This is a genomic window from Streptomyces huasconensis (genome assembly GCF_021028635.1).
Classification (GTDB): domain Bacteria; phylum Actinomycetota; class Actinomycetes; order Streptomycetales; family Streptomycetaceae; genus Streptomyces; species Streptomyces huasconensis.
The window spans coordinates 1,524,695-1,550,373 of record NZ_CP086119.1 but is presented as its reverse complement, the minus strand read 5'-3'; the positions used below and the strand labels follow the sequence as shown (position 1 = coordinate 1,550,373).

At 73.1% G+C, this 25,679-nt stretch carries 22 protein-coding genes and 2 pseudogenes; 11 read left to right on the top strand and 13 right to left on the bottom strand.

Annotated features, from left to right (window positions below):
• Positions 1 to 33 precede the first annotated feature (33 nt).
• Together J2N69_RS06965 and J2N69_RS06960 are read left to right on the top strand one after the other, a co-directional pair.
• Complete coding sequence (locus J2N69_RS06965; protein WP_230899951.1) at positions 34 to 3,531, top strand: DNA polymerase III subunit alpha; 3,498 nt, start codon at positions 34 to 36, stop codon at positions 3,529 to 3,531.
• A gap of 47 nt (positions 3,532 to 3,578) precedes the next feature.
• Positions 3,579 to 4,553, top strand: a complete 975-nt coding sequence (locus tag J2N69_RS06960; RefSeq protein ID WP_230904614.1) for a DNA polymerase Y family protein — start codon at positions 3,579 to 3,581, stop codon at positions 4,551 to 4,553.
• Positions 4,554 to 4,598: 45 nt separating this feature from the next.
• Here J2N69_RS06960 and J2N69_RS06955 read toward each other — a convergent pair whose 3' ends face one another.
• Complete coding sequence (locus tag J2N69_RS06955; protein ID WP_230899950.1) at positions 4,599 to 5,657, bottom strand: vWA domain-containing protein; 1,059 nt, start codon at positions 5,655 to 5,657, stop codon at positions 4,599 to 4,601.
• Positions 5,658 to 5,871: 214 nt separating this feature from the next.
• On the opposite strand from J2N69_RS06955, the pseudogene J2N69_RS06950 reads away from it, so the two are divergent.
• Positions 5,872 to 6,078 (top strand): annotated as a pseudogene (locus tag J2N69_RS06950) (response regulator transcription factor); the annotation flags it as partial.
• A 212-nt stretch (positions 6,079 to 6,290) separates the two neighbouring features.
• A complete protein-coding gene (locus J2N69_RS06945; protein WP_230899949.1) occupies positions 6,291 to 7,163 on the top strand; it encodes an esterase/lipase family protein in 873 nt (290 codons plus the stop codon).
• Between the two features lie 26 nt (positions 7,164 to 7,189).
• Here the strand turns inward: J2N69_RS06945 and J2N69_RS06940 are convergent, their stop codons facing one another.
• Positions 7,190 to 8,233, bottom strand: a complete 1,044-nt coding sequence (locus tag J2N69_RS06940; RefSeq protein WP_230899948.1) for a lytic polysaccharide monooxygenase auxiliary activity family 9 protein — start codon at positions 8,231 to 8,233, stop codon at positions 7,190 to 7,192.
• Positions 8,234 to 8,449: 216 nt separating this feature from the next.
• A complete protein-coding gene (locus J2N69_RS06935; protein ID WP_230899947.1) occupies positions 8,450 to 8,794 on the bottom strand; it encodes a DUF2000 domain-containing protein in 345 nt (114 codons plus the stop codon).
• Here J2N69_RS06935 and J2N69_RS06930 point away from each other — a divergent pair.
• Positions 8,770 to 9,392 (top strand): annotated as a pseudogene (locus J2N69_RS06930) (helix-turn-helix transcriptional regulator); the annotation flags it as partial. The gene J2N69_RS06935 and the pseudogene J2N69_RS06930 sit on opposite strands and share 25 nt — an antisense overlap.
• Here J2N69_RS06930 and J2N69_RS06925 read toward each other — a convergent pair.
• The gene (locus tag J2N69_RS06925) at positions 9,344 to 10,030 is read right to left on the bottom strand and encodes a response regulator (protein ID WP_230899946.1); all 687 of its coding nucleotides are present in this window, start codon (positions 10,028 to 10,030) and stop codon (positions 9,344 to 9,346) included. The pseudogene J2N69_RS06930 and the gene J2N69_RS06925 sit on opposite strands and share 49 nt — an antisense overlap.
• Positions 10,031 to 10,162: 132 nt before the next feature.
• On the opposite strand from J2N69_RS06925, the gene J2N69_RS06920 reads away from it, so the two are divergent.
• The 4 genes from J2N69_RS06920 to J2N69_RS06905 are packed head-to-tail and all read left to right on the top strand — an operon-like array spanning position 10,163 to position 13,668.
• A complete protein-coding gene (locus tag J2N69_RS06920) occupies positions 10,163 to 11,146 on the top strand; it encodes a Bug family tripartite tricarboxylate transporter substrate binding protein (protein WP_230899945.1) in 984 nt (327 codons plus the stop codon).
• The gene (locus J2N69_RS06915) at positions 11,143 to 11,673 is read left to right on the top strand and encodes a tripartite tricarboxylate transporter TctB family protein (protein ID WP_127909293.1); all 531 of its coding nucleotides are present in this window, start codon (positions 11,143 to 11,145) and stop codon (positions 11,671 to 11,673) included. The genes J2N69_RS06920 and J2N69_RS06915 overlap by 4 nt, the downstream gene beginning before the upstream one ends.
• A gap of 1 nt (position 11,674) precedes the next feature.
• Positions 11,675 to 13,183: a tripartite tricarboxylate transporter permease gene (locus J2N69_RS06910; protein WP_230899944.1), complete on the top strand. Its 1,509-nt coding sequence runs from the start codon at positions 11,675 to 11,677 to the stop codon at positions 13,181 to 13,183.
• Positions 13,180 to 13,668, top strand: a complete 489-nt coding sequence (locus tag J2N69_RS06905) for a GNAT family N-acetyltransferase (protein ID WP_230899943.1) — start codon at positions 13,180 to 13,182, stop codon at positions 13,666 to 13,668. The genes J2N69_RS06910 and J2N69_RS06905 overlap by 4 nt, the downstream gene beginning before the upstream one ends.
• Positions 13,669 to 13,675: 7 nt before the next feature.
• On the opposite strand, the gene J2N69_RS06900 is transcribed toward J2N69_RS06905, so the two are convergent.
• The 3 genes from J2N69_RS06900 to J2N69_RS06890 all read right to left on the bottom strand — a co-directional run bounded on the left by J2N69_RS06900 (position 13,676) and on the right by J2N69_RS06890 (position 15,324).
• The gene (locus J2N69_RS06900) at positions 13,676 to 13,816 is read right to left on the bottom strand and encodes a hypothetical protein (RefSeq protein WP_167515822.1); all 141 of its coding nucleotides are present in this window, start codon (positions 13,814 to 13,816) and stop codon (positions 13,676 to 13,678) included.
• 103 nt (positions 13,817 to 13,919) lie between these two features.
• Complete coding sequence (locus J2N69_RS06895) at positions 13,920 to 14,405, bottom strand: ribonuclease FAU-1 family protein (RefSeq protein ID WP_230899942.1); 486 nt, start codon at positions 14,403 to 14,405, stop codon at positions 13,920 to 13,922.
• Positions 14,386 to 15,324: a GNAT family N-acetyltransferase gene (locus tag J2N69_RS06890; protein ID WP_230899941.1), complete on the bottom strand. Its 939-nt coding sequence runs from the start codon at positions 15,322 to 15,324 to the stop codon at positions 14,386 to 14,388. The genes J2N69_RS06895 and J2N69_RS06890 overlap by 20 nt, the downstream gene beginning before the upstream one ends.
• Positions 15,325 to 15,447: 123 nt before the next feature.
• Between J2N69_RS06890 and J2N69_RS06885 the strand changes: the two genes are divergently transcribed.
• Positions 15,448 to 15,828: a GntR family transcriptional regulator gene (locus J2N69_RS06885; RefSeq protein ID WP_230899940.1), complete on the top strand. Its 381-nt coding sequence runs from the start codon at positions 15,448 to 15,450 to the stop codon at positions 15,826 to 15,828.
• Between the two features lie 116 nt (positions 15,829 to 15,944).
• On the opposite strand, the gene J2N69_RS06880 is transcribed toward J2N69_RS06885, so the two are convergent.
• Both J2N69_RS06880 and J2N69_RS06875 read right to left on the bottom strand, forming a co-directional pair.
• Positions 15,945 to 16,292 (bottom strand): hypothetical protein, encoded by a 348-nt coding sequence (locus J2N69_RS06880; RefSeq protein ID WP_127909297.1) that lies wholly within the window; start codon positions 16,290 to 16,292, stop codon positions 15,945 to 15,947.
• Positions 16,293 to 16,470: 178 nt separating this feature from the next.
• Entirely contained in the window at positions 16,471 to 17,574 is a 1,104-nt protein-coding gene (locus tag J2N69_RS06875; protein WP_230899939.1) for a DUF5925 domain-containing protein, read from the bottom strand.
• A 119-nt stretch (positions 17,575 to 17,693) separates the two neighbouring features.
• Between J2N69_RS06875 and J2N69_RS06870 the strand changes: the two genes are divergently transcribed.
• Complete coding sequence (locus J2N69_RS06870) at positions 17,694 to 19,115, top strand: GH39 family glycosyl hydrolase (protein ID WP_230899938.1); 1,422 nt, start codon at positions 17,694 to 17,696, stop codon at positions 19,113 to 19,115.
• A gap of 22 nt (positions 19,116 to 19,137) precedes the next feature.
• On the opposite strand, the gene J2N69_RS06865 is transcribed toward J2N69_RS06870, so the two are convergent.
• From J2N69_RS06865 to J2N69_RS06850, 4 genes are read right to left on the bottom strand one after another with little or no spacing between them, the layout of a single operon-like run.
• Positions 19,138 to 22,881, bottom strand: a complete 3,744-nt coding sequence (locus J2N69_RS06865) for a lipopolysaccharide biosynthesis protein (RefSeq protein ID WP_230899937.1) — start codon at positions 22,879 to 22,881, stop codon at positions 19,138 to 19,140.
• Positions 22,874 to 23,650 (bottom strand): polysaccharide deacetylase family protein, encoded by a 777-nt coding sequence (locus tag J2N69_RS06860; protein ID WP_230904613.1) that lies wholly within the window; start codon positions 23,648 to 23,650, stop codon positions 22,874 to 22,876. The genes J2N69_RS06865 and J2N69_RS06860 overlap by 8 nt, the downstream gene beginning before the upstream one ends.
• A gap of 26 nt (positions 23,651 to 23,676) precedes the next feature.
• Positions 23,677 to 24,663 carry a glycosyltransferase family 2 protein gene (locus tag J2N69_RS06855; RefSeq protein ID WP_230899936.1) on the bottom strand — a complete coding sequence of 329 codons (987 nt, stop codon included), beginning with the start codon at positions 24,661 to 24,663 and terminating at the stop codon, positions 23,677 to 23,679.
• A complete protein-coding gene (locus tag J2N69_RS06850) occupies positions 24,660 to 25,493 on the bottom strand; it encodes a glycosyltransferase family 2 protein (RefSeq protein ID WP_230899935.1) in 834 nt (277 codons plus the stop codon). Before J2N69_RS06850 ends, J2N69_RS06855 begins: the two co-directional genes overlap by 4 nt.
• Between the last annotated feature and the right edge of the window lie 186 nt (positions 25,494 to 25,679).

Genomic DNA, 25,679 nt, shown 5'->3' with positions numbered 1-25,679 from the left:
GATCGGATCGGTTCAGGGTTACAGGAGGTGCGTGTGCCCGGCTTCACGCATCTGCACACCGTCTCCGGGTTCTCCCTGCGGTACGGCGCCTCGCACCCGGAGCGGCTCGCCGAGCGCGCCGCCGACCGGGGCATGGACGCCCTCGCGCTCACCGACCGGGACACCCTCGCGGGCACGGTCCGGTTCGCCAAGGCCTGCGCGAAGGCGGGGGTACGGCCGCTCTTCGGCACCGAGCTGGCGGTGGCGGAACCCGCCCCCGCCAAGGGCGAGCGGCGGCGCGCCCCCGTGCGCGGCGGCGCCTTCATCGACGAGTCGACCCCCCGCGTGACCTTCCTCGCCCGCGACGGCGCCACCGGCTGGGCCGCGCTCTGCCGCCTGGTCACCGCCGCGCACCGTGCCGACACCGGCGACGGCACCACGGGTGGGCAGCCCGTCCTGCCCTGGCGGGAGAACCACGGCGAGGGCCTGACCGTGCTGCTCGGCCCCGCCTCCGACGTGGGGCGCGCGCTCGCCGCCGGGCGCCCCGACCGGGCCGCCCGCCTCCTCGCGCCCTGGCGTGAGCGGTACGGCGACGACCTGCGCCTGGAGTCCGTCTGGCACGGCCGCGAGGGCACCGGACCCGGTTCGCTGCGCCTGGCCGCCCGCACCGTCGGCTTCGCCGCCGAGCAAGGGATGCGGCCCGTCCTGAGCAACGCCGTGCGCTACGCCGACGCCGGGCAGGGCCCCGTCGCCGACGTCCTGGACGCCGCGCGCCGCCTCGTCCCCGTCGACCCGACCAAGGAACTGGACAGCGGCGAACGCTGGCTGAAGGGCGCCGACGCCATGCTGCGCGTCGCCGAACGCGTCGTCGAGGCCGCGGGCTTCCGCCGCGACACCGCGCACCGCCTGATCGAACAGACCCAGGCGGTGGCCGCCGCGTGCCTGGTCGACCCCGAGGACGACATCGGCATCGGCACCGTGCACTTCCCCGAGCCGCGCCTGGTCGGCGCCGGGCGGCGCACCGCCCAGCGCGTCCTCGCCTCCCGGGCGGCGGCGGGCATGGTGCTGCGGGGCTACGACTCCCGGCGCGACTACTGGGAGCGCATGCACCACGAGCTGGACATCATCGCCCACCACGGCTACGCCTCCTACTTCCTCACCGTGGCCCAAGTGGTCGACGACGTACGCGGCATGGGCATCCGGGTCGCGGCGCGCGGCTCCGGCGCCGGGTCCCTCGTCAACCACCTCATCGGCATCGCGCACGCCGACCCCGTCGAACACGGGCTGCTCATGGAACGCTTCCTGTCCAAGCGGCGGCACGTCCTGCCGGACATCGACATCGACGTGGAGTCCGCCCGCCGCCTGGAGGTCTACCGCGCGATCATCGGCCGCTTCGGCACCGAGCGGGTCGCGACCGTCTCCATGCCCGAGACCTACCGGGTGCGCCATGCCCTGCGCGACGTGGGCGCCGCCCTGTCCATGGACCCGGCCGACATCGACCGCGTCGCCAAGGCCTTCCCGCACATCCGCGCCCGCGACGCCCGCGCCGCCCTGGCGGAACTGCCCGAACTGCGGGCGGTGGCAAAGGAGTTCGGCGACCGCGACCGGCTGTGGGAGCTGGTCGAGGCGCTGGACGGGCTGCCGCGCGGCGTCGCCATGCACCCGTGCGGGGTGCTGCTCTCCGACGCCTCGCTGCTCGCGCGCACACCCGTCGTGCCCACCAGCGGCGAGGGCCTGCCCATGTCGCAGTTCGACAAGGAGGACGTGGAGGACCTCGGCCTGCTCAAGCTGGACGTGCTCGGCGTGCGGATGCAGTCGGCGATGGCGCACGCGGTGACGGAGGTCGAGCGGGCCACGGGGGAGCGGGTCGACCTGGACGCGGTGGAGCCGGGCGACCCGGCGACGTACCGGCTCATCCGGTCCACCGAGACGCTCGGCTGCTTCCAGATCGAGTCGCCGGGCCAGCGGGACCTGGTCGGACGGCTTCAGCCCTCGACCTTCCACGACCTCGTGGTCGACATCTCGCTGTTCCGGCCGGGCCCGGTCGCGGCCGACATGGTGCGGCCCTTCATCGAGGCCCGGCACGGCCGCGCTCCCGTCCGCTACCCGCACCCGGACCTCGCGGAGCCGCTGAAGGAGACGTACGGCGTCGTCGTCTTCCACGAGCAGATCATCCACATCGTGGACATCATGACCGGCTGCGGGCGCGACGAGGCGGACCGGGTGCGGCGCGGGCTCTCCGACCCCGAGTCGCAGGGGCGCATCCGGTTCTGGTTCGCGCAGCACGCGGCGGCCAAGGGGTACGGCGCCGAGACCATCGCCCGCGCCTGGGAGATCGTCGAGACCTTCGGGTCGTACGGCTTCTGCAAGGCGCACGCCGTGGCCTTCGCGGTGCCGACGTACCAGTCGGCGTGGCTGAAGGCCCATCACCCGGCCGCGTTCTACGCCGGGCTGCTCACGCACGACCCCGGCATGTACCCGAAGCGGCTGCTGCTCGCGGACGCGCGGCGGCGCGGGGTGCCGATCCTGCCGCTGGACGTGAACCGGTCGGCGGTCGCACACCGTATCGAACTGGTGTCTGATAACTCGGGGCCTCGGGACGTGTGGGGCCTGCGGCTCGCCCTCTCCGATGTCCACGGCATCAGCGAGGCCGAGGCCGCGCGCATCGCGGACGGGCAGCCGTACGCCTCCCTCGTCGACTTCTGGGAGCGGGCCAGGCCCTCGAAGCCGGTCGCGCAACGGCTCGCCCAGGTCGGCGCGCTCGACGCGTTCGGCGCCAACCGCCGCGACCTGCAACTGCACCTGACCGAACTGCGGCGCGGCAGCCGGGCGGCGGCCGGGGCCCAGCTCCCCCTGGCCGGCGGGCGGCGGACGGCCTCCGCCGGGCTGCCCGACCTCGACGACGCGGAGCGGCTCAGCGCCGAGCTGGGCGTCCTCGGCATGGACTCCTCGCGCCACCTCATGGCGGACCACGGCGCCTTCCTGGCCGAGCTGGGCGTCCTCAGCGCCCGGCGGCTGCGCGAGGCCGAGCACGGCGCGACCGTCCTGGTCGCGGGCGCCAAGGCCGCCACGCAGACCCCGCCGATCCGCTCCGGCAGGCGGGTCATCTTCACCACCCTTGACGACGGCACGGGCCTGGTCGACCTGGCCTTCTTCGACGACGCGCACGAGCGGTGCGCGCACACCGTCTTCCACTCCTGGCTGCTGCTGGTGCGCGGCGTGGTGCAGCGCCGCGGGCCGCGCAGCCTCAGCATCGTCGGCTCGGCGGCGTGGAACCTGGCGGAGCTGGTGGAGGTGCGCGAGGAGGGCGGCCTCGACGCGGTGGCGCTGCGCCTGGCGGAGCCCGGACTCGACCCCGCGTCCGAGCCGAAGCCCGAGCCCGAGCCGAACCCCGGGCAGGGCCCCGACCCGGACCCGGTCGCGGGCGGCCGTCGCATCCGCATGGCCACGGGGTACGAGATGCACCCCTGGGCGGACCTGCGCCCGGCGGGCGAAGGGTCGGCGGGCACGAGCAGGAAGCTGTGGCACCAGAGTCCGGGGAGCGCGGGATGAACACCTTCGACACCGACCGCACCGACCCCACTGCCCCCGGCGGCACCGTGAGCACCCTCTACGTGCGGTTCCTGCTGGAGCCCATGTATGAAGCGCTGCTGCCCCAACTGGTCGACCTGCTCGGCGAGTTCACCCCGCAGGTCGAGGCGCTCCCGCCCGACGCCGCCCTCCTGGACGTCCGCGGCGCCCGGCGCTACTTCGGCCGGAGCGCCGTCGAGATGGCCGCGCTGATCCGGGTGCGGGCACTCGCGCTGTACGGGGTCGAGTGCGCGATCGGCGCCGGGCCCGGCCCGATGCTGGCGCGGATGGCCGCCCGTGGCGCCGCCCCCGGCGTGACCCGCGCCGTGCCCGAAGGGCCGGACGGGGTACGCGAGTTCCTCGCCGGCAGGCCGGTCGGCGAACTGCCCGGCATCGGCCGCGCCACCGCCCGCACCCTGTGCGAGTACGGCCTCGACTCCCTCGGGAAGGTCGCCGCCGCACCGCTGTCCACCCTGCAGCGGCTGGTCGGCGCCCGCGCGGGCCGCGAGCTGCGCGAGAAGGCGCGGGGCATCGACCGCACCGGGGTCGTACCGAACTCCGCGGCCCGCTCGATCGCCGCCGAACGCCCCTTCCCCCGCGATGAGGTGGACCCCTTCCGGCACCGCCGCGCCCTGCTCTCCGGCGCCGAGGAGCTGGGCATCAGGATGCGCGGCGAGGACCAGGTGTGCCGCGCGCTGACCCTCACCGTGCGGTACGCGGACCGGAGCACGACCGTCCGGACCCGGGCCCTGCCCGAGCCGACCGCGCACTCCACCGCGCTGACCACGGCCGCGTACCGCATGTACGAGGCGCTCGGCCTGCAACGGGCCCGGGTGCGCGCCATCGGGCTGCGCGCCGAGGGGCTCGGCCCGGCCGAACGCACCGCCCACCAGCTGACGTTCGACCCCGCGGACGAGAAGGCCCGCCGCATCGAGGAGGTGGCCGACCGGGCCCGGGAGAAGTTCGGGCCCGGCGCGATCGTGCCGGGAACGCTGGCGGCGTGAGCCGCGCCGCGCGGCGCGGGACCGCGGAACGCCTTCGCGGCGCCTTCAGAGCATGATGAGCAGCCGTGTGTTCGGCTTGAGCTTCCTGTTCACCGAACGGCTCTGCACATAGACCTCCAGCTTGGGGTTGTTCCCCGCCTTCACCGAGACGGTGCCCTGGATGCCCGTGCCGAACAGGAGGCTGCGCGCCGCGTCGCCGGTGTAGGCGCGGTCGGTGTCCTTCTCGACCACGATGACCTCCTTGTCCGGCTGGACCTGCGCGCGGGCACCCAACTGGTAGTAGCACGCGCCGCGTTCGTACGTCACGCCCGGGTGCGAGTCGACGAAGGGACGGATCTCGACCTCCTTGTCCACCTTCAGGAGCCGGTACTTGTTCGCCGGAATCGGTTCGAGGTTCGCCCGCACCTCGTCGATCGATATGTCCTGGCCGACGGCGAAGAGGTTCTTCGTGCCGCGCACACCCTTCTCGCGGGCCCGCAGGAAGCTGGTGGCGGCGGCGCGCACCGTGCCGATGGCCTCCTCGACGCCCTCCTGGGAATCCGCGTCCCAGATGGCGATGTTCCCGGCCGGGAAGCCGTAGTTCTGCGCGGTCCGCTTGGCCAGGGAGTTCGGCACGAGGATCGCGGACGTCCAGTGCTCGGGAAGCCCGCCCATCTTCGCCGCGATCCTGTCGAGCCACGGGCCGAGGATGGTCATGTCGCCGTCGTGGCGCCGGTCCCCGCCCGAGGCGTTCTCCTCGCCGTCCGTCACCACGATCTGGAGGAAGCTGTGCTCGCCGTACTCCTCCCATATGTGCCCCAGGTCGTCGAGGGACTTCAGGGAGGCCTCGATGAGGGCCGTGGCGCCGTTGTTGACCCGGTACAGGCCGCGCATGGACGGCAGATGCTTCACGTCCATGTCCCACACCAGGTTCTCCACCCGGTGGTCGAAGGAGTAGAGGCTGATCCGGGTCTCGTGGCCGAGGCTGTCCGACTCGGCCTTGAGGCCGGCCACGAACTCGTCCACGACACGCACCAGTTGGTCCTGGTGCGGACGCATGGAACCCGAACAGTCCACGACCAGCGCGACGTGATTGACCTTGTGCTGGATTCTGTGTGCGGACATGGCTCTGCTCCTTCTACGAGGCGGCTTGCCGAGGCAGCTTGCCGAAGTGATTGCACTCTAGGAGGAGGCACTGACAACGCCGCCCGATGCTTCCCGGGGTAGCCCGTGGACGTAAGCCCGAGGGCCGATGCCCAGGTCAGGGGCGCGTACGTGGCTGACGCCGGTGGCCTGGTGCGCCCGGCCCGCTGTCAGAGCCACGCGCGGCGCGGGGGGCGTGGAGGGCATCACCGACCGGGAGCGCGAGGTCCTGACCCTCGTGGGGCGTGGTCTGTCCAACGCCGAGGTGGCCGCCCAGCTGTACATCACCGTGGCCACGGTGAAGGCGCACGTGGCGCGGCTGTTCACCAAGCTCGGGGCCCGCGACCGGGTCCAGCTGGTCATCATCGCGTACGAGGCGGGCCTGGTGGCGCCGCCGCGGTGAGCCGACCCGCACTGGCCCCTGAACCCTGCCAGTGAACGCTGGAAGTTCTGCCGCCGCGCGGCTTCACTCTTCGCGTACTCACGCGTAGCTTGTCGTGCACGCAACAACTGGGCGAGTTCCCGCGTCGACCTGGTGATCCGGACCCCAGGGCGCCCCCGCCACCGCACCATCGCCACTCCCGCACCTCCCTTGAGCCGCAAGGAGACCCCACGATGCTGCCCTGGAGACGCGCCCTGCGCGCGTTCGCCGCCGCCCTGCTCGTCACGGGCGCGGCCACCACCCTCGCCCCGGCGGCCGCGGCCGACACCGCCGCGCCGGCCGCCACCGCCTCCGTGTCGAGGGGCTGGAACGACTACGACTGCAAGCCGTCCGCCGCGCACCCCCGCCCGGTCGTCCTCGTGCACGGCACCTTCGGGAACTCCGTCGACAACTGGCTCGTCCTCGCGCCCTACCTCGTCGCGCGCGGCTACTGCGTCTACTCCCTGGACTACGGTCAGTTGAAGGACGTGCCGTTCTTCCACGGCCTCGGCCCCATCGAGAAGTCGGCCGAGCAGCTCGACGCCTTCGTCGACAAGGTGCTCGCCTCGACGAGCGCCAAGGAGGCGGACCTCGTCGGCCACTCGCAGGGCGGCATGATGCCCCGTCACTACCTCAAGTTCCTGGGCGGCGCCGCCGAGGTGAACGCCCTCATCGGCCTCGCGCCCGACAACCACGGCACGACGCTGCTCGGCCTCACCAAGCTGCTGCCGCACTTCCCGGGCATCGAGGACCTGCTGACCACGAAGACGCCCGCGCTGGCCGACCAGGTGGCCGGATCGCCCTTCCTGACCAGGCTCAACGCGGGCGGCGACACCGTGCCGGGCGTGCGCTACACCGTCATCGCCACCAAGTACGACGAGGTGGTCACCCCGTACCGCAGCCAGTTCCTCGACGGCCCCGGCGTGCGCAACGTGACCGTCCAGGATCTGTGCCGCGCCGACGTCTCCGAGCACGTGGCCGTCGGCATCGTGGACCGCGTCGCCCACCACGAGGTGGCGAACGCCCTCGATCCGGCGCACGCCACCCCGAGCTCCTGCCTGTCGTGACGGCGGGGGAGGGCTGACGAGACGGCTCAGCGGCCGTGGCGTCCCGCCGCGCGGCGGCGCGTCGTGGCGAACATCGCCGCGGCACCGACGGCGAGAGCGGCGGCGCCGCCGATCGCGATGTACGGCGTGGTGCTGTCACCGCCGGTCTCGGCGAGGCCGGCGTCGGCGGCGGTGGCGGGCTTCTCGGCACCGCCGTTCACCTCGGGCGCGTTGCCGGAACCCGCGGAAGCCGCGGTAGCCTCCGAAGCCTCCCCGGGCCCGGCATCGGTACCGGCACCGGCGGCCGGGGCGGCCTCCGTGGCCTTGGCGCCCGTCCTCGCGTCGGAGTCGCCGTGGCCGTGGTGCTCGACCGTGGACTTCTCGGCGCCCGCCGCGATCTCCTCGTCCGAGGGGGCCGACGCCGCCGGGGCGGGAGCCGCGCCGGAGCCGCCGGTGTCCTTGCCGAAGACGACGTCGGAGCAGGTGTAGAACGCCTCGGGGGAGTCCGAGCGCTGCCAGATCGAGTAGATGAGGTGACGGCCCGACCGGGCGGGGATCTTCCCGTCGAAGACGTAGTCGCCGTTCACCATCTTCGGGTCGGTGACCTTGACGAAGGGCTTCTTCTCCAGGTCCGACCACTTCAGGGGCTTCGTCGGGTCGTACGAGGCCTTCGTGACGTACAGCTCGAAGGAACCCCGGTGCGGGGCCGTGCCCTTGTAGTGGAAGGTGTGCTTCCCGGAGGACAGCTTGCTGGACGGCCAGTCGGCGCGCGGCAGGTCGAGGCCCTTGTACTTGTCGTTCCCGGCGCTGCACAGCTTGCCGTCGGGGATGATCCGCTTCGACTTCCCGGCGGCGTTGGCGATGTTGACGCCGTTCCAGTCGTAGAAGGCCTGCGTGCCGCTCGCGGCGACGGCGGCCTTGCAGGCGGCCGACCTGGGGGACTCCGGGCCCTCCTGGAAGCAGGCGGAGACCCGGCTGACCGGGTCCGTCATCGAGCCGTGCGCGGCCGCGGGAGCCGCCGACAGGGCGGTCAGGGCGAGCGGGGCGGCCCCGACGGCGGCGATCGCGGCGAGCTTGTGGCGTGCGGGCATGCGGGTTCTCCTCGAACGGCGGTTCAGGGGGGCGCGGGGCGGTGGCGAACGGGCGGCACCGCCCCCCGATCACCAGCGGCACCGACGGTCCGGCACCGCCCCGGTGATCAGAAAGCTAGCCCCTGAAATCCGTGAAATCCCTGCTGAGGACGGGGAGCGGAGATCCTTATGGCGCGTTTAAGGAAGCGCTAACCAAGGGCTCAGGCAGCGCCCAGGTCACGGGTGCATCCGCGCTCCCTTCAGCACCTTGTCGACCGCGCCCCGCGGCCCGTGGACGGCGAGCCCCACCACGTCCAACTCGTCCCCGGCGACGGCGCGGACGGCCGCCCGGTTGTCGGCGTCGTTGCCGGTGGCGAAGAGGTCGGCGGTGAACACGGAGCACGGCAGGCCCCGCCCCAGCGCCCGCTCACGGGCGGCGGCCAGCACCTCCCCGCCGCCCTGGAGGACCAGCACCGGCTGCCGGAACATCGGCAGGTAGGCCGTGCCGTCGGCGTCCTCGTACGGCTCCCCGACCAGCTCGGGCAGCCGCGTGCCGAGCCCGCTCACGAGGAACGCGGTCACGCGTCCTGTACCTGGAGGCGACGGAGGACGGGCCGCTCGACACCTCGTTCATCGGGCCCGCCGCGGACGCCCCGACCTCGTCGACCCCTTGCTGCGGCGCCGCATCGGACAGCTGCACACCGCCCTCGCGCACCCCGGCGACGAACTGGAGGCGGCCGCCCGGCTCGCGCTCGTCGCGGAGCGGCTGCGCGAGCGGCTGCGCCCCCGCCTGGCCGGGGCGGCCGGACCCGCCCCCGACCGCCGGATCGCGGGCGCCCTGCGCGAACTCCTCGACGCCCGCGTGGTCGAGGGCCTCACCCTGGAGGAGGCCGCCGCCCTCCTGCACGCGCACCCCGCGCACCTGGTGCGCTCCTTCACCGCGGCATACGGCATCGCCCCGCACCAGTACCTGATGGCCCGCCGCGTGGACCGGGCCCGCCGCCTCCTGCTGGACGGGTGGCCGCCCGGCGAGACGGCGGTGGCCTGCGGCTTCTACGACCAGTCACACCTGAACCGGCACTTCAAACGCGTGGTCGGCGTCCCCCCGGGCCGCTACGCCCTGAGCCGCCCTCACCCCCGCCACCGGTACCGCCGCTCCGGCCGCCCCGTCCCGCCATAGCGCAGCGTCACCTCGGCGCGGCCGGTGTCCACGAAGAACTCCAGGTAGCGGCGGGCGCTCACGCGGGAGAGCGAGCCCGCCGCCGCGCACTCCGACGCCGACAGGCCCCCGGGACGCCGCCTCAGGGTCCGCTCCACCAGCTCCGCGGTGTGCGCCGCCAGACCCTTCGGCAGCTCCCGGGAGCCGGGCGGCCGCGTGCCGAAGATCTGGTCCACGTCCTCCTGGCGCGCCTCCCCGAGCCCGTCGAGCCGCGCCCGCACCGCCGCCACGTGCCGCAACTGCTCCTGCAGCGCCTCCTGGTGGAACGGCTTGATCAGATAGTGCAGGGCTCCCGCGCGCAGCGCCGCCCGTACGATCTGCGCGTCCCGCGCCGCCGTGATGAACAGCGCGTCCACCGGCCGGCGCGCCGGGTCACGCTCCTCGGCGGCCCGCAGCTCCCGGAGCACCGCGATGCCGTCCATGTCGGGCAGATAGACATCGAGGAGCACGAGGTCGGGGCGGAGCCGCTCCGCCGCGCCGAGCGCCTCGGCGCCGCTGTGCGCGACCCCGACCACGGCGCAGCCGTCCACCGCCGCGACGTACCGGCTGTGCAGCCTGGCGACCATGAAGTCGTCGTCCACCACCAGCACCCTTGTCATCGCGGCAGGTTATGGGCGCGACCACAACGACCACAACGTCCGTTGATTCCGGAAGGGAGACAGGCCCTCGACGCGCGGGCACCATGTGGGCCACCTCACAACCGTCTCCCATGCCGACAGGTGGTGGCACACGTGCGCCTGCGCACCCCCCTCGCCCTGCTCGGTGCCGCGCTCCTCGTGCTCGTGGCGCCGCCCCTGCTCACCGCGGGCAGCGGTGCCGAGACCGGCACCCAGATCCCCGGCCTGCGCCTCATGGTCCCCAACACCCCCGGCGGCGGCTACGACGTCACCGCCCGCACCGCCGCGAAGAACGCCGAGGACGCCGGGCTCACCCACACCATCGAGGTGTTCAACCTGCCCGGCGCCGGCGGCACCGTCGGCCTGACCCGGCTCGTCGGCGAGCACGGCAACGGCAAGCTGGCGATGTCCATGGGGCTCGGCGTCGTCGGCGCCGCACGCTCCAACCACTCCCCGAAGACCCTTGCCGACACCACCCCGATCGCCCGGCTCACCGAGGAGCAGGACGTCGTCGTGGTCGCGAAGGACTCCCCGTACCGCACCATCGGCCAGCTGATGCGGGCCTGGAAGAAGAACCCCGGCAAGCTGCCGGTGGGCGGCGGCTCCTCGCCCGGCGGTCCTGACCACCTGGCCCCGATGCTCATGGCACGCGCCGCGGGCATCGAGCCGAGGAAGGTCAACTACGTGCCGTACGACGGCGGCGGCGAACTCCTCGCCTCCATCCTCGGCAGCAAGGTCGCCTTCGGCGTCTCCGGGGTCGGCGAATACCTGGACCAGATCAACTCCGGGGAACTGCGGCTGCTCGCCGTGACCGGGCCCAAGCGGGTGCGCGGCCTGGACGGGCCCACCCTCAAGGAGTCCGGCTACGACGTGAACTTCACCAACTGGCGCGGCATCGTCGCCCCGCCCGGCCTCAGCGACGCCGAGCGCGAGAAGCTCACCGTACTGGTCGAGAAGCTGCACGCCTCGCCCGAGTGGCGCACGTCCCTCAGGACGAACGGCTGGGACGACGCGTTCCTGACCGGCCAGAAGTTCGGCGACTTCCTCGACGCCCAGGACAAGCGCGTCGTCTCGGTCCTGACGGAGCTGGGACTGTGACCACCACCGACGCCACCCGCGAGCGGCCGGACCGCCGCACCTGGCTGCGCGAACACTCCGAACTCGGCGTCAGCGTCCTGCTGCTGGCCCTCGGCGCCCTCGTCCTCACCGACGCGCTCACCATGGACGTGGAGATCACCCAGCGCGGCCCCATCGGCCCCAAGACCGTACCGGTCGCCGTCGGCATCGGACTGCTCGTCGTCGCCCTCCTGCTCGCCGTCGACGTGCTGCGCGGCGGCCGCGGCGAGGCCGAGGGCGGCGAGGACGTCGACCTGTCCGAACCCGCCGACTGGCGCACCGTGCTGCTCCTCGCGGGCGTCTTCCTCGCCGCCGCCGTCCTCATCGAACCGCTCGGCTTCCCCGTCACCGGCGCCCTGCTCTTCTGGGGCTCCGCGTACGCGCTCGGCAGCCGCCACCTCGACCGCGACCCGCTGATCGCCGCCGTGCTCTCCGTCGTCACGTACGAGATCTTCAACAACCTGCTCGGCGTTCCGCTGCCGGGCGGCCCCCTGATGGGAGTGCTGTGACATGAACGCCTTCACCTCCCTCATGGACGGCTTCGGCACGGCCCTCACCCCGGTCAACCTCCTGTGGGCCGCCGTCGGCGTCCTCCTCGGCACCGCGATCGGCGTGCTGCCCGGCATCGGGCCCGCGATGGCCGTCGCCCTGCTGCTCCCCGTGACGTACGGGCTCGAACCGACCGGTGCCTTCATCATGTTCGCCGGCATCTACTACGGCGCCATGTTCGGCGGCTCCACCACCTCGATCCTCCTCAACACCCCCGGGGAGAGCGCCGCCGTCGTCGCCGCCATGGAAGGCCATCCGATGGCCAAGGCGGGACGCGGCTCCCAGGCCCTCGCGGCCGCCGCCATCGGCCACTTCGCGGGCGGCATGATCGGCACGGTCCTCCTGGTGGCGCTCGCCCCGACCGTCGCCGACCTCGCCGTCGGCATCGGCGCGCCCGACTACTTCGCCCTCATGGTGCTCGCGTTCATCGCGGTCACCTCCGTCCTCGGCTCCTCCCGCGTCCGCGGCGTCGCCTCGCTCCTGATCGGCCTGACGATCGGCCTGGTCGGCCTCGACCAGATGACGGGCCAGCAGCGGCTCACCTTCGGCTCGCTCCAACTCGCCGACGGCATCGACGTGGTGATCGTCGCGGTCGGCCTCTTCGCGATCGGCGAGGCGCTGTGGGTCGCCGCGCACCTGCGCCGCGCCAGCACCGAGGCGATCCCCGTCGGCCGCCCCTGGCTCGGCAGGGCGGACGTACGGCGCACCTGGAAGTCCTGGCTGCGCGGCCCCCTCATCGGCTTCCCGTTCGGCGCGATCCCGGCCGGCGGCGCGGAGATCCCCACCTTCCTCTCCTACGTCACCGAAAAGCGCCTCTCCCGGCACAAGGAGGAGTGGGGCAAGGGCGCCATCGAAGGCGTCGCGGGCCCCGAGTCGGCGGCGTCGGCGTCCGCCGCGGGCACCCTCGTCTCCATGCTGACCCTCGGCCTGCCCACCACCGCCGTCGCCGCGGTGATGCTCGCCGCCTTCGAGCAGTACGGCATCCAGCCCGGCCCGCTGCTCTTCGAACGCGAACCCGACCTGGTCTGGGGCCTGATCGCCTCGCTGTTCGTCGGCATGGTGCTCCTGCTCGCCCTGAACCTGCCCCTCGCCCCCCTCTGGGCGAAGCTGCTGCGCATCCCGCGGCCCTACCTCTACGCGGGCATCCTGTTCTTCGCGGCGCTCGGCGCCTACGCGGTCGGCGGCGAACCGCTCGACCTCGTCATCCTGCTCGTCATCGGCCTCATCGGCCTCGGCATGCGGCGCTACGGCCTGCCCGTCCTGCCCGCCGTCATCGGCGTCATCCTCGGCCCCAACGCCGAACAACAGCTGCGGCGCGCCCTCCAGATCAGTGACGGCAGCGTCCGCGGGCTCGTCGACACGCCGTTCTCCGTCACGGTCCATGGCCTCATCGTCCTGATCGTGACGTGGCCGTTGTGGAAGAAGGCACTGGCGCGGGCCCGGCGCCGCGGCGTAGACGTGGAGGCATGACCTCGACGACGCCCGACGCCCCGGCGGAGATCCGGCCCGCCACCGCCGCCGACGTGCCCGCCGTGCGGGCGGTGACCGACGCGGCGTACCGCCACTACATCGCGCGCATCGGGGTCGTCCCCGCGCCGATGGAGGCCGACCACGCGGCCGACGTGGCGGCGGGGCGGGTGTACGTCACCGGGGACCCGGTCGTCGGCGTCCTGGTCCTCGTCCCGCGCACCGCACCACGCGAGGACGCCCATCTCCTCCTGGAGTCGATCGCGGTCCACCCCCACGCCGCGGGCAAGGGGGTGGGCCGCGCCCTGCTGGCCTTCGTGGAGGCACACGCGCGTGCCCTCGGCCTCCCGGAAGTGCGGCTCTACACCAACGCGTTGATGTGGGAGAACCAGAAGATCTACCCCCGGTACGGATACGACCTCGTGGAGCGGCGCGTCGAAGGCCCCTACGACCGCCTGCACTACCGCAAGCGGCTGCCCGCGTCCTGACGGCGTCTCACCCGTCCGGCCACCAGGTCCGCTGGACGTCCTTGCGGACCTCCGGCCTCTCCCTGGGCTGAACCTCGGCTTCCTGGCGTTCCCGCACCCGACGGCTGACCGGCTTGACCGCGGGCTTGTGCGTGGTGACTCGGCGCATGGCTGCCTCCCTGCCTTACCGATGTCCACGGAAGCCGCGCGCTAGACCTCCCCGCCCCACCTTTCTGATCGAGCAGCTGCGCGAACCTGCCCCGGTCGCGTGGTCAGAGGGTCCGCAGAAGGCCTCCGCGCGCCAGCGACTCCAGCTCCGCGAGGGCGCGCAGGGCCGCGGCCGCCGCGGCCGGGTCCGTGGTGCGCAGGGCGCTTGCCTCGAACTCGTCCTCGTCCAGGCGCAGGACCGTCGCCCCGTCCGCCGAGCACCACAGGTCGAGGTCCAGGTCCTCCACCATGAGGGCGTCGCCGTCGCGGGCCGCGGGGCGCGTCACGTCGCAGTACCAGCCCTTGAGGGTGCCGTCGGCGGCGTAGACCTCCTTGACCGCGTACCAACGGTCGCGCCAGTAGTGCTCGGTGAAGACGTCGCCCGGCTCGAAGCGGACGAAGCCGAAGTCCCGGGCGCCGGGGGCCGCCCAGGGGGCGCGGACGGTGATGCGTGTGCCGTCGTCGCTCAGGAGCCGTGCCGGGTAGCGGATCTTGGTGCGGCCGGCCTTGACGAGGACGACCTCCAGCGTGTCAGCCGAGCTCTCGGACATGGCGTACCTCCGTACCGCACACCTCGTAACCGAACCAGTCGTTGATCGCCAGCATCGGCTCGTTCCCCGCGTCGTTGCCGGTGAACGCCTCCGTGCAGCCGGCGGCGCGGGCGCGGTGCAGGGAGTCGTTCTTCGCGAGCTTGGCGAGGCCCCGGCCGCGGTGGTCGCGGGCGGTGCCCGTCATGCCGGAGGCGTAGCGGCCCGCGCCGTCCGTGCGGGCCAGGCTGAACGCCGCGGGGCGGCCGTCCACCAGGGCCACCGTGGTCAGCTCCTGGCTGACCAGCGGGTGGTGCCACGTCTCGGCGAGCCACTGCTCGTAATCCGTGAACTCCGCGGCCACATCGCTCGGTTCGTCCGCCACCGTCTCCGCGTCGAGCATGAAGAGCGGCCGCGCGTCGTCGGCGTACACCGAGCCGCTGACCAGTTCCACCCCGGCGGGCGGCTCCCGGCGGGGCGGCAGCGTGCCGTGCGCGAGGTCGAGGCGCAGGAAGTGCGCGCGGCGGCTCGCGCGGTAGCCGCGGCGGGCGGCGAAGGCGAGGTTCGCCGGCTCGTCGAGGACCCACGAGTAGACCGTGGTGGCTCCCGCGCCCGCCAGATGCTCCTCGGCCGTGCGCAGCAGGAGCGTTCCGGCACCGGCGCCGAGGCGCTCGGGGTGCACGTAGACGTTGGCGAAGCCCTGGCCCGGGTCGGGGCTGTCGTAGGCGATGCCCACCTGCGCCGTCCCGATGACCTCACCGTCCTCCTCGGCGATCAACTGCCGGTAGTGGGCGTCGGGGTGGGCTTGGGCGCGGTCGAAGGCGACCGACTCGGGAGTGGCGAGCATGGCGGGCACACAGGCCCGGCGTACGGCGGCGAAACCCGCGTCGTCCGCCGGGGCGGTGGCGGCGTCGGCGCGGAGGGCTCGGACGATCACAGTCATGGGGCCGCACGGTACGCGGCGAGTGACCCGGAGTGCCTCCTCTTTTCCGCCGGTCAGCGGGCCGCCGGCTCTCCGCGGCCGTCCGCGCCGCTGGAACCGGGGGCCGTGCGGGACAATCACCGCGTGACTCTGCACATCGACATCGACGAGGGCGCGGGCGACGCGCCGTACGAGCAGGTAAGGGCCCAGATCGCCGGGCAGGCACGCTCGGGCGCGCTGCCCGTCGGCCACAAACTGCCCACGGTGCGCGGGCTCGCCCAGTCGCTGGGGCTCGCGGCGAACACCGTGGCCAAGGCGTACCGCGCGCTCGAGGCCGACGGGGTCATCGAGACCCGGGGCCGCAACGGCACGTTCATCGCCGCCGCGGGGGACGCCGCCGCGAAGGAGGCGGCCCACGCCGCGCAGGCGTACGCCGAGCGGGTCCGGCGCCTCGGCCTTGCCGAGGAGGACGCCCTGGCCGCCGTACGCGACGCCGTGCGCGCGGCGTACGGGGCCTCCGGCTAGCGCGCCGGCGCGGCCGCGGCGCCGTGCCGGGGAGCCGCGACGAGCCCCCCGGCACACTGCCCTTGCCGCACGAGCGCGCCTTGACGCACGTGCGCGCCTTAGCGTACGTGCGCGCCTTAGCGTACGAGCACGACGGAGTTGATCGGCGTGAAGTCGTACGGTGCGTACTCGCCCACGTGGCGTGATACGACGGAGCAGTTGGTGCCGTTGTACCCCTTGCAGACCTGGAAGCCGGCGCCTCCCGTCTGGTTGTTGACGAGCACACGTTCGCCGGTCACGTTGTTCAGGTTGTGGGCGCCGTACCGGTAGAAGATGTTCTTGTTGAGGATGGTGCCGTTCGTCTCACGGATGCAGACCGCCCCGGACGGACAGGGCGTCGCCGCGGTGGCGGTGGGAGCGACGGTGAGTCCGAGGGCGCTGAGGGCGAGGGCCATGCCTGCGGCCGACGCAGCGAACTTGCGCATTGTTCCCCCTTGGTCGAGATGCCCCGGTCCGGGCATCGGAGCCGAACGTAGACCTGTCCGGCCGGGGCGCACCAGAGCGTCCGGACAGGTCGTGACCGGTGGTGCCGACGGGCATCCGGAGGCGGACGCGTCATCGAAAACGCCATGGGTGTGCGGTTCGGCCGGAGTGACAGGGGCGTCACAGATACAGCCCCGCGTCCGCCCCCTCGCGCCCTCCCCGCGGGTCCGGCACCGACGTCGGCGTCGTCCCCCGGCGCAGCGCGAAGAGCTCGGCGAGGGTGGCGCCCTCCCGGGAGACTCCCTCCTCCGTGCCGAGCCACTCCACGGCCTCGGGACGGGTCAGCGGGCCGACCTCGATACGGGCCAGACAGCGGCCGGGGCGCACGACCGCCGGGTGCAGGCGCTCCAAGTCCTCGTTGGTCGTGACGCCCACCAAGACGTTGCGCCCCTGGCCGAGGAGGCCGTCCGTGAGGTTGAGGAGACGGGACAGCGCCTGCCCCGCCGTGTGCTTCGCCTCGCCGCGGATCAGTTCGTCGCAGTCCTCCAGGAGCAGCAGCCGCCAGCGCCCCTTCGCCGTGCCGTCGTCCTCACCGATCGCGATGTCCATCAGATAGCCGACGTCACTGAAGAGCCGCTCCGGGTCCAGGACGCAGTCCACCTGGCACCAGTCGCGCCAGGAGCGCGCCAGCGTCCGCAGCGCCGACGTCTTGCCCGTGCCCGGCGGGCCGTGCAGCAGGAGCAGACGACCCGAGATGTCCTCGGGGGTCGTCTTCATCAGCTTGTCCATGGCGTCGGCGACCGGCGCGGTGTAGTTGGGCCGCACCTCGTCCCACGTACCGGCCGAGATCTGGCGGGTGGTGCGGTGCGGGCCGCGGCGCGGCGAGACGTACCAGAACCCCATGGTCACGTTCTCCGGCTGGGGTTCGGGCTCGTCCTGCGCACCCTCCGTGGCCTGCCCGAGGACCTGCTCGGCGAGGTCGGCCGTGGTCGCCGTGACCGTGACGTCCGCGCCGCGGTTCCAGCGGGAGACCAGCAGCGTCCACCCCTCGCCCTCGGCGAGCGTCGCGCTGCGGTCGTCGTCGCGGGCCGCGCGCAGCACCGTCGCCCCGGGCGGGAGCAGCGTGCACCCCTTCTTCACACGTTCGATGTTCGCGCTGTGCGAGAAGGGCTGCTCGCCCGTCGCGAAGCGGCCGAGGAACAGCGCGTCCACGACGTCCGACGGGGAGTCGCTGTCGTCGACGTGGAGCCGGATCGGCAGGGCGTCGTGAGGGTTCGCAGGCATGCCGCCATGATCCGGCACGCACCCGCCCTCGTGCACCCGGTTTGCCGCGGTGCGAAACCCGTCGCAGTGGTGCGAAACCCGCCCCCACCGCAGGCACCCCCCCGATACGCTGGTCGCCGATGGGACGTCATGGGTGGTTCTCGGGGGCGCGGCGGTGGCGGCTCACCGCACTGCTCGGCGTGGGGCTGGCCGCGCTGGCCCTCGCGGTCACCCTGGCCACCACGCTGCCCGGCGACGGCGGCAGCACCGCGGGCACCACTCCCGACGGCGCCAAGGTGCACGGCACCCCCGCCGTCCCGCCCGGCGAGACGGCGCCGGAGGTGGGCTGGGGCTTCACCCACACCCAGTACAGCGCGGACGAGGGCGAGCCGGCGGCCGTCGAGCGCGTCCGCGCCGAACTGGCCGGCCGGCGGCCCCCCGTCCCGCAGATCCAGCACCTGATGGGCTGGGGCGCGGGCAACCCCGAGCCCGTCGAGGGGCGTTACGACTTCTCCGCGATGGACCGGCGCATCGACTTCGTCCGGGAGAGCGGGGGCACACCCGTGGTCACGCTCTGCTGCGCCCCGGACTGGATGAAGGGCGGCGAGTCCGGCGCGGACCACACCGACTGGAGCCGGCAGGCCCTGGAGACCGCCCCGGAACCCGAGCACTACGACGACTTCGCCCAGCTCGCCGCGACCGTCGCCAAGCGCTACCCCGACGTACGCCACTTCATCGTCTGGAACGAGTTCAAGGGCTTCTGGAACGACGAGAAGGCCCGCTGGGACCACGAGGGCTACACCGAGCTGTACAACCTCGTCTACAAGGAGCTGAAAAAGGTCGACAAGGACATCATGGTCGGCGGCCCCTACCTGGTCATGGACAGCGTCCACCCGCGCCAGAGCGCCAACGCCTCGCGCGTGCAGGGACCTTGGGGCCGCCTGGACCAGCGGGTCCTCGACGCCTTCACGTACTGGAACGAGCACAAGGCGGGCGCGGACTTCGTCGTCGTCGACGGCGCCAGCTACACGGCGGACGACGAGATGCTCCCCGACGAGTTCAAGGCCACCGACAAGCTGACGGCCGTCGGCGAGTGGGTGCGCGAGCGGACCGGCGACCTGCCCCTGTGGTGGGCCGAGTACTACGTGGAGCCCGGCGACAGCCAGGACAACCGCGACGACTGGTCCGAGGCGCACCGCGTCGCCGTACAGGCGTCCGGCCTGATGGCGATGGCCCGCGGCGGCGCCACCAGCGGCTTCTACTGGAACCCGCAGAGGCGGGGCGCCACGTGCGCGGGCTGCCTGTGGACGCCTACCCAACGCGTCGACGGCGGCCGCGAGTTGCCCATGCTGAGACTCGTCGAACGGTTCGGCGCGGAGTTCGGCCCCGGCACGCGGTACGAGAAGGTCACGATCGCCGCCGACGACCGGCCGGACCTCCGCGTCCTCGCCGACGACGAGGCGGTCCTCGTGGTCAACACCCGCGACCGCCGCGTCAGCGCCGAGGTCGACGGCAAACGGTTCACCATGGCGGGGTACGAGGTGAAGTGGCTCAAGCGCTGAGCCCCCGCACCCCCTGCCCCGCTCACGCCATCGTCACGAACCGCTGGACCAGCGACGCCAGCAGCACCGCCAGCAGCGGCAGCGAGAACCAGAAGCTGCCCTGCAGCCACCGCTGCTGCCGCACGCTCGGCGCCGCCGCCACCCGCACCACCTCGCGCGTGGTGAGCAGCAGCACGAGCGCGACGGCGGCCAGCGCGCCCACCACCGACCACGGCGTCCACGTCACCCGCGGCCCGACCGGCCCCGGGTCGGCCTCGGGCACCCTGCCGTCCGGCTGCTCCCGCAGGCTGTAGAGGGCCGCGTCGTCGTTGGCGAAGACCTTCCGCAGCTCCCCGCGGTCGTCGAGGTGGCGCAGCAGCCGCTGCTCCCAGGTGCGCGCGTAGCCCGCGTCCAGCTGGAGAGAGGTCGACTGGCCGCGGTTGACCATCAGGTACGACTGCGGCCCCGCGTCCCTGAGCGCCTTGACCAGGCCGGAGACCAGGACCGGGTCGGCGGGCGCGAGCGTGGGGACGTAGCGGACCTTCTCCATGTCCCGGGCGCCCCACGGCAGCGCCGGGGTCACCTTTCCGACCGGGTCGTCGCTCAGCCACAGCAGCCGCACCGTCGGGTCGTCGTGCGCGTACACGTACTCCATCGCGGCGACCTCGCCGGGCCGGACGCGCTCGAAGGGCTCGTTGCCCCAGCGCGCCACCAGGAAGCCGCCCACCAGCACGAGCCCGGCCATCAGCGCGGCCAGCGGCGCGAGGCTCACCCGGTCGCGGTCCCGCTCCTCCGCCGTGACGCCCGCGCGCGGGAAGAGCGCAAGACCGGCGAGCAGGGCCGCGCCCGGCAGCGCGAACATGAAGACCCGCAGGGCCATCTCACCGCCGTACGACTGCATGCCGAAACCGAGGAACGGCACGAAGGTGAGGACCAGGAGCGAGCGCTCGCTGTACTTGCACAGGCGCCGCCGCCACCAGCCCCAGCAGGCGAACGCCAGGACCGCGCCGGCCATCGCCACGCGCGCGTACAGCACCAGTTGGTGCGTCGAACTGCCGCCCTCGATGCGGCCGGAGACCGACGACGACACGTTGCCGCCGACGCCGCCGATCCCGCCGAACAGCTCGTCGAAATGGCCCGACCAGTACGGCTCGGCGAGGAAGCCCAGCCAGGCGAGGACCATCACCGTGCACAGCAGCGGCAGGCCGCGCAGCTCCGAGCGGCCGACCAGGACCAGCACCGTGAGGACGCCGAGCATCACGAACGGCGTCAGCTGGTGCGCGGGCACGGTCGCCGCGAAGAGGCCGACGAGGACCAGGAGCAGCACGGCGCGCTCCCGGCGGCCCGTCGGCTCGACCTCGCTCTCCCCGGGACGCCGCTTGGCCCACAGCACGCGCGGGGCGCGGAACCACACCAGGAGTACGGCGACGAAGGCGAGGTAGAGCAGGTACGTGAAGCCCTGCGGGGAGAAGTAGTCCTGGCCGACCCAGCCGCTCAGCACGTAGATCCACAGCCCCGCCCACTTGGCGCGCCAGGCCGCCCGCATCGAGCGCACCAGCAGGAACATCGGCGCGAGGTAGAGCAGTTGCATGGCGGTCGGCCACCAGCGGATCACCTCGGTCATGTCCGAGACACCGCACGCCTTCGCGACGAACGTGGCCGCGGCGAAGAAGCCGGGCCAGCTCCAGCGCGCGTCGAGGTCGGGGACGGCGGTGCCCGTCCGGTCGATGTACTCCAGGAAGCCCAGGTGCTGCCAGGCCGTGGCGAACCGCGGCTCGGCCTCGATGACGGCGGGCAGCGCGTGCAGTGACACGACGGTGGCGAGCAGCGTCACCAGCAGGAGGCCCTTGAGGGGCCGGTCCATCCACAGCAGCACGGCGAACACGACGATCAGGAGCGCGGCGCCCACCAGTGTGGGCACCGGCAGGACGGAGACCAGGCCGAGCCCGCCCATCCCGTCGAGATCCTCCTCGCCGAGACCGAGGGCGGGCAGCCAGTACAGGGCGAGCGCGGCGGCGAGCAGCAGCGCGACGAGCAGGGCGCGGAGCCGACGGGCGCGCGGCGCAGCGGGCCCGTCGTGTGCCGGCTCCTCGACGGCGCCGGGCGCGGCGGATTCCTCCCGCGACGCCTCCGAACGCTCCACAGGCTGCGAGGGCAGCGAGGGCTGTGACGGCTCCGAGGGCTCCGCGGGAGGCGGGGGCGGCGCGGCGGCCGGGGTTCTCAGCGCCCACGTGGGCCGGTGCTCCATCTCGTCCCCCTCGCTCTGGGCCACGGGCGGGCCGGGCCGCACGTCCGGCCTGCGCTCCTGGTGTTCGAAGTCGAGCTGTACGGCGAGTTGGAGCGTGTCCGAGTCCAGTGACTCCCGCAGCGCCCAGGCGGGCCCGTGCCGCTCCTTCGCCGGGCGCCTGTCCGGGGCGGCCGCGCCACCGGCCGGTCCGCTCGGGGAGGCCGCCCGCGTCACGCGGTACAGCTTGGGTGCCGCGATCGCCACGATCACGGCCAGACTGGAGATCTCCGCGATGCCCGCGCCGGTCAGCCCCATCCGCGGCAGCAGGATCAGCGTGAGGCCGAGGACCAGCACGCACAGCAGCCCCTGGAGCCAGGCGATCCCGGAGGTCTTGCTCTGGGCGCGCCGCACCGCGAAGTACGTCTCCATGACCACCCGCAGCAGCGCCCCCACGGCGAACCAGCGCAGCAGGGGAGTGCCGGCGTCCGCGTACGCCTGGCCGAACATGCGCAGCACGAGCGGCGCGGCCAGGAAGAGGACGCAGCACACCGGCAGCATGATCACGGCCATCCGGCGCAGCGCGGCACGGGTGTGGGCGGCCAGCAGCGCCGGGTCGTGCGCGCCCTCGACGGTGAGCGAGGCACCCATGTTGACGGCGAGGAGGTTGACGGTGCCGCCGATGGTGGTGGTGATGTAGAAGTACGCGTTGTCGACCGAGCTGACCTGCGAGGCGACGATCACCGGCACGAGATAGACCACGGCCAGCGAGAAGAGCGAGCCGGTGTAGTCGCCCGCGAGGAAACGGCCGATCTCCTGCACCGTCGGCGGCCTCGCCCGGCCCGCGGTCACCTTCACATGGCGCGGCACCAGGCGCCGGAAGACCAGCCAGCCCATCGGGAGCACCGAGACGAGGATCGCGGCGACCCACGAGACGAAGACACCCGCGGTGGGGATCGCCGCCGCCATCGCGATGAGCAGCACCAGCTTGGCCACGGAGAAGGCGGTGGTGCCGACGGGCACCCACAGCGCGTTGCGCAGCCCGGTGAGCACACCGTCCTGGAGGGTCAGCACCGACCAGGCCACGACGGCGAGGACGAACCCGACGCCGTGCACGGGCCCGTGCAGGAAGCGGTACGAGGGCCCCCACAGGTCGAGGGTGAGCAGGAAGGCCCCGGCCGCGAGCGCCACCGCCACCGAACTGCTCGCGTACGTACGGAAGATGAGGCGGCCGGTGGCGCGGCCCGCGATCGGGATGAACCGCGCCAGCGCGCCGGTCAGCGTCACGGCGGTGAGCCCGGCGAGCAGCTTCATCGCCGCGATCGCCGCCGAGCCCTGGCCGACCGCCGACTCCGAGTAGTAGCGGGCGGCGGCCAGCCAGAAGCCGACGCCGAGCACACCGGAGATGCCCGTGTTGAGCATCAGCGCGTAGGCGTTGCGGAACAGCGGGCTGCCGCGGCCCGCCCCCGGCAGGCGGATGCCGCGCGGCCTGCCGGACGGACCGGACGGCGGCCGCCCCCCGGCGTCGGCGGAACCGGCCTGGGCGGTGGTCGTGTCAGACACGGGAACGGATGGCCTTCCGGCGGACCTGTCGGGCTCGGCGGACCACGGCGTACCCCTTGGTCAGGGCGTGGTCCCTGGCGAACGTGCGGGTGATCGCGCGGCCCTCCACGAGGCGCTCGAACTCCTCGTCCCCGGTGGAGCGGCGCACGGTGACCCGCCGCAGAGCGTAGGGCCCCTGGGCACGGCGGGCCAGACGGTTGCCGACGGCGAGCGACTGCGCGAACCCCGCCTCCCGCACTCGGCCGCGCACCCGACGGCTGGAGTAGCCGTACGGGTACGCGAAGGAGGCGGGCGGGGCGCCCAGCTCGCCGGCCACGATGTCCCGGCAGCGGCCCAGCTCCGTCCGCAGCTCCTCGTCGCCGAGCTGGTCGAGTTCGGGGTGGGTGTGGCTGTGCCCGCCGATCTCGGTGCCCGCGGCGGCCAGTTCGCGCACCTGGTCCCAGTCGAGCATGAGGTCGAGGCCGCCCCCGGTGTCGTGCTCCCCGCGCAGCCAGCCCGTGGAGACGAACAGGGTGGAGGCGAAGCCGTGCCGGGCGAGCACGGGCAGCGCGTGGCGGTGCACGCCCTCGTAGCCGTCGTCGAAGGTGATCAGGACGGGGCGGTCGGGCAGCGGACCGCCCGGCGAGCGCCAGGCCGCGGCCAGTTGAGCGGTGGTGAGCGGGGTGAACCCCCGCTCGCCGAGCACCTCCATCTGGCGGGCGAACGCGTCGGGCGCCACCGACAGGTCGTGCGTCGCCGCGTTCGGCAGCCGCGCGACGGAGTGGTACATCAGGATCGGCACGCGTCTGTCGTCGCTCACGGGGCCGCCCCCTCGGCGGCGGAGAACGTGGCGGACTCCCTGCGCGCACGGACGCTCCCGGCCACGAACCCCCCGGCTGCGGCGGCGACGCCCGCCACGATGGCGCCCGCGCGGCCCGCGCCGCCGGGCCGCCCGAGGACGGCGTCGCGCAGGCCGCGGCCCACCCCTGCGGGCAGCACCCGCGTGGTGTAGCGCCGCTCGGACTCAAGGCCCTTGCCCGCGCCGACGCTCCGGGCCACCAGCGCCTTCGAGAGGCCCTCGGCGTACGCCCGCGTACGGAAGTAGGGGAACCGCTCCCGCGCGGCGGGCACCCGGTGGTGGATCACCGCGCGGTCGTCGACCAGGAGGACCGCGTCCGGCCGGGCCCGGGTGAGGCGGATGCAGAACTCCGTCTCCTCGCAGCCCAGCGGCCGCCTGTCGCCGCCCCTGCCGATGCCGGTCGCGAAGCCGCCCGCGATGTCGAAGGCGGAGCGGCGGAAGGAGGCGTTGCCCCCGAGGACGTTGCGCACCCGCGCGCGGCCCTCGGGGTGTCCCTTGTACGTACAGCCGACGACCCAGTCGAACTCCTCGGGGAACCAGGCGGGCCGCCGCCCGGACTCCCACACGGGCAGGGTGCGCCCGCCGACGGCGAACACCCGCGGGTCCTCGAACCCCTCGGCGAAGTGGCGCAACCAGTCCCGCTCGGCGACGGCGTCGTCGTCGAGGAAGGCGATGACGGAGCCGCGTGCGGCGGCGATGCCGGTGTTGCGGCTCGCCGAGAGGCCGCGGGGGCCCGCGTTGGCGAGCACCCGCACCTCCCCGGTCGCCGCGCACTCCTCGTACTCCCCGGTGAGGCGGTCCAGGAGCGAGGCGTTGTGGTCGACCACGAGCAGCGTCTCCAGGGCCGTCCGGGACTGCGCGCGCACCGAGGAGACCGCCGCGAGGATGTCCTCCCAGCGGTCCTCGGTGTACACGCAGATGACGACGGATATGTCCGTGCTCAAGACACCTCTCCCTGGCCCTTGCCGAAGGGAAGGCCCCGGGTGCCCCTGCGCCGGGCACCGCCGCGTCTGCGGCCGGAGCGCTCGGCGAGGATCACCTTCAGTACGCGGATGCCGTCGCGGACGGCCCTGAGGTTGCTGGCGCCGTGAATCCGCAGGTACTCGTGGCTCGGGATCTCCTGCACCTTGAGCCCGGCCTTGACGACCCGGATGTTCATCAGGGTCTCGACCTCGAACCCGGTGCAGTCCAGCTCGATCTTGTCGAGGCAGTGCCGCCAGAACGCGTTGTAGCCGTAGCACAGGTCGGTGTAGCGCGCGCCGAACTTGGCGTTGACCACGGAGCACAGGACGTGGTTGCCGAGCTTGCGGATCGGCGTCATGTCGTCCGTGCCGCCGCCGTTGGCGAACCGCGAGCCCTTGGCGAAGTCCGCGCCCGAGACCAGGGCGGAGACGTAGGAGACGATCTCCTGGCCGTCGGCGGAGCCGTCCGCGTCGACCATCACGATGATGTCGCCCGTGCACGCGGCGAAGCCGGTGATCAGGGCGTCGCCCTTGCCCCTGCCGAGCTGGCGGACGACCTTCACGTCCGGCCGCAGCTCGCGGGCGACGGCCACCGTGTCATCGGTGGAGTTGCCGTCCACGAGGACGACCTCGTGTATCCACTCGGGCAGTGTCTTGAATACGTAGGGAAGATTCTCCGCTTCGTTCATCGCCGGTATCACCACACTCACCGGCGGTGTGATCGCCAAGTGCGTGGAGATCGGGCGGTAATGCCTGGAGATCTCTTCCAACGGGTCCTGCCCGGCGTCCGCCGGGCGCACAGAAGAAGTCATGATTTCGGTGGTCCCTCTCGTCCGGTGGACCGCCCGCCCCCGGGCGGTCCGGTAATTGATCCGGTTCGAAAGGGGGGTTCTCACCCGAGCATGCCGAAAGAGATCTCCGTGCATGCCGGGCGAGCTGGCATCGCGCGGGACGTGACCCGGCCGAAGAGCGATCACCGGGCACGGCACCCCCCTACC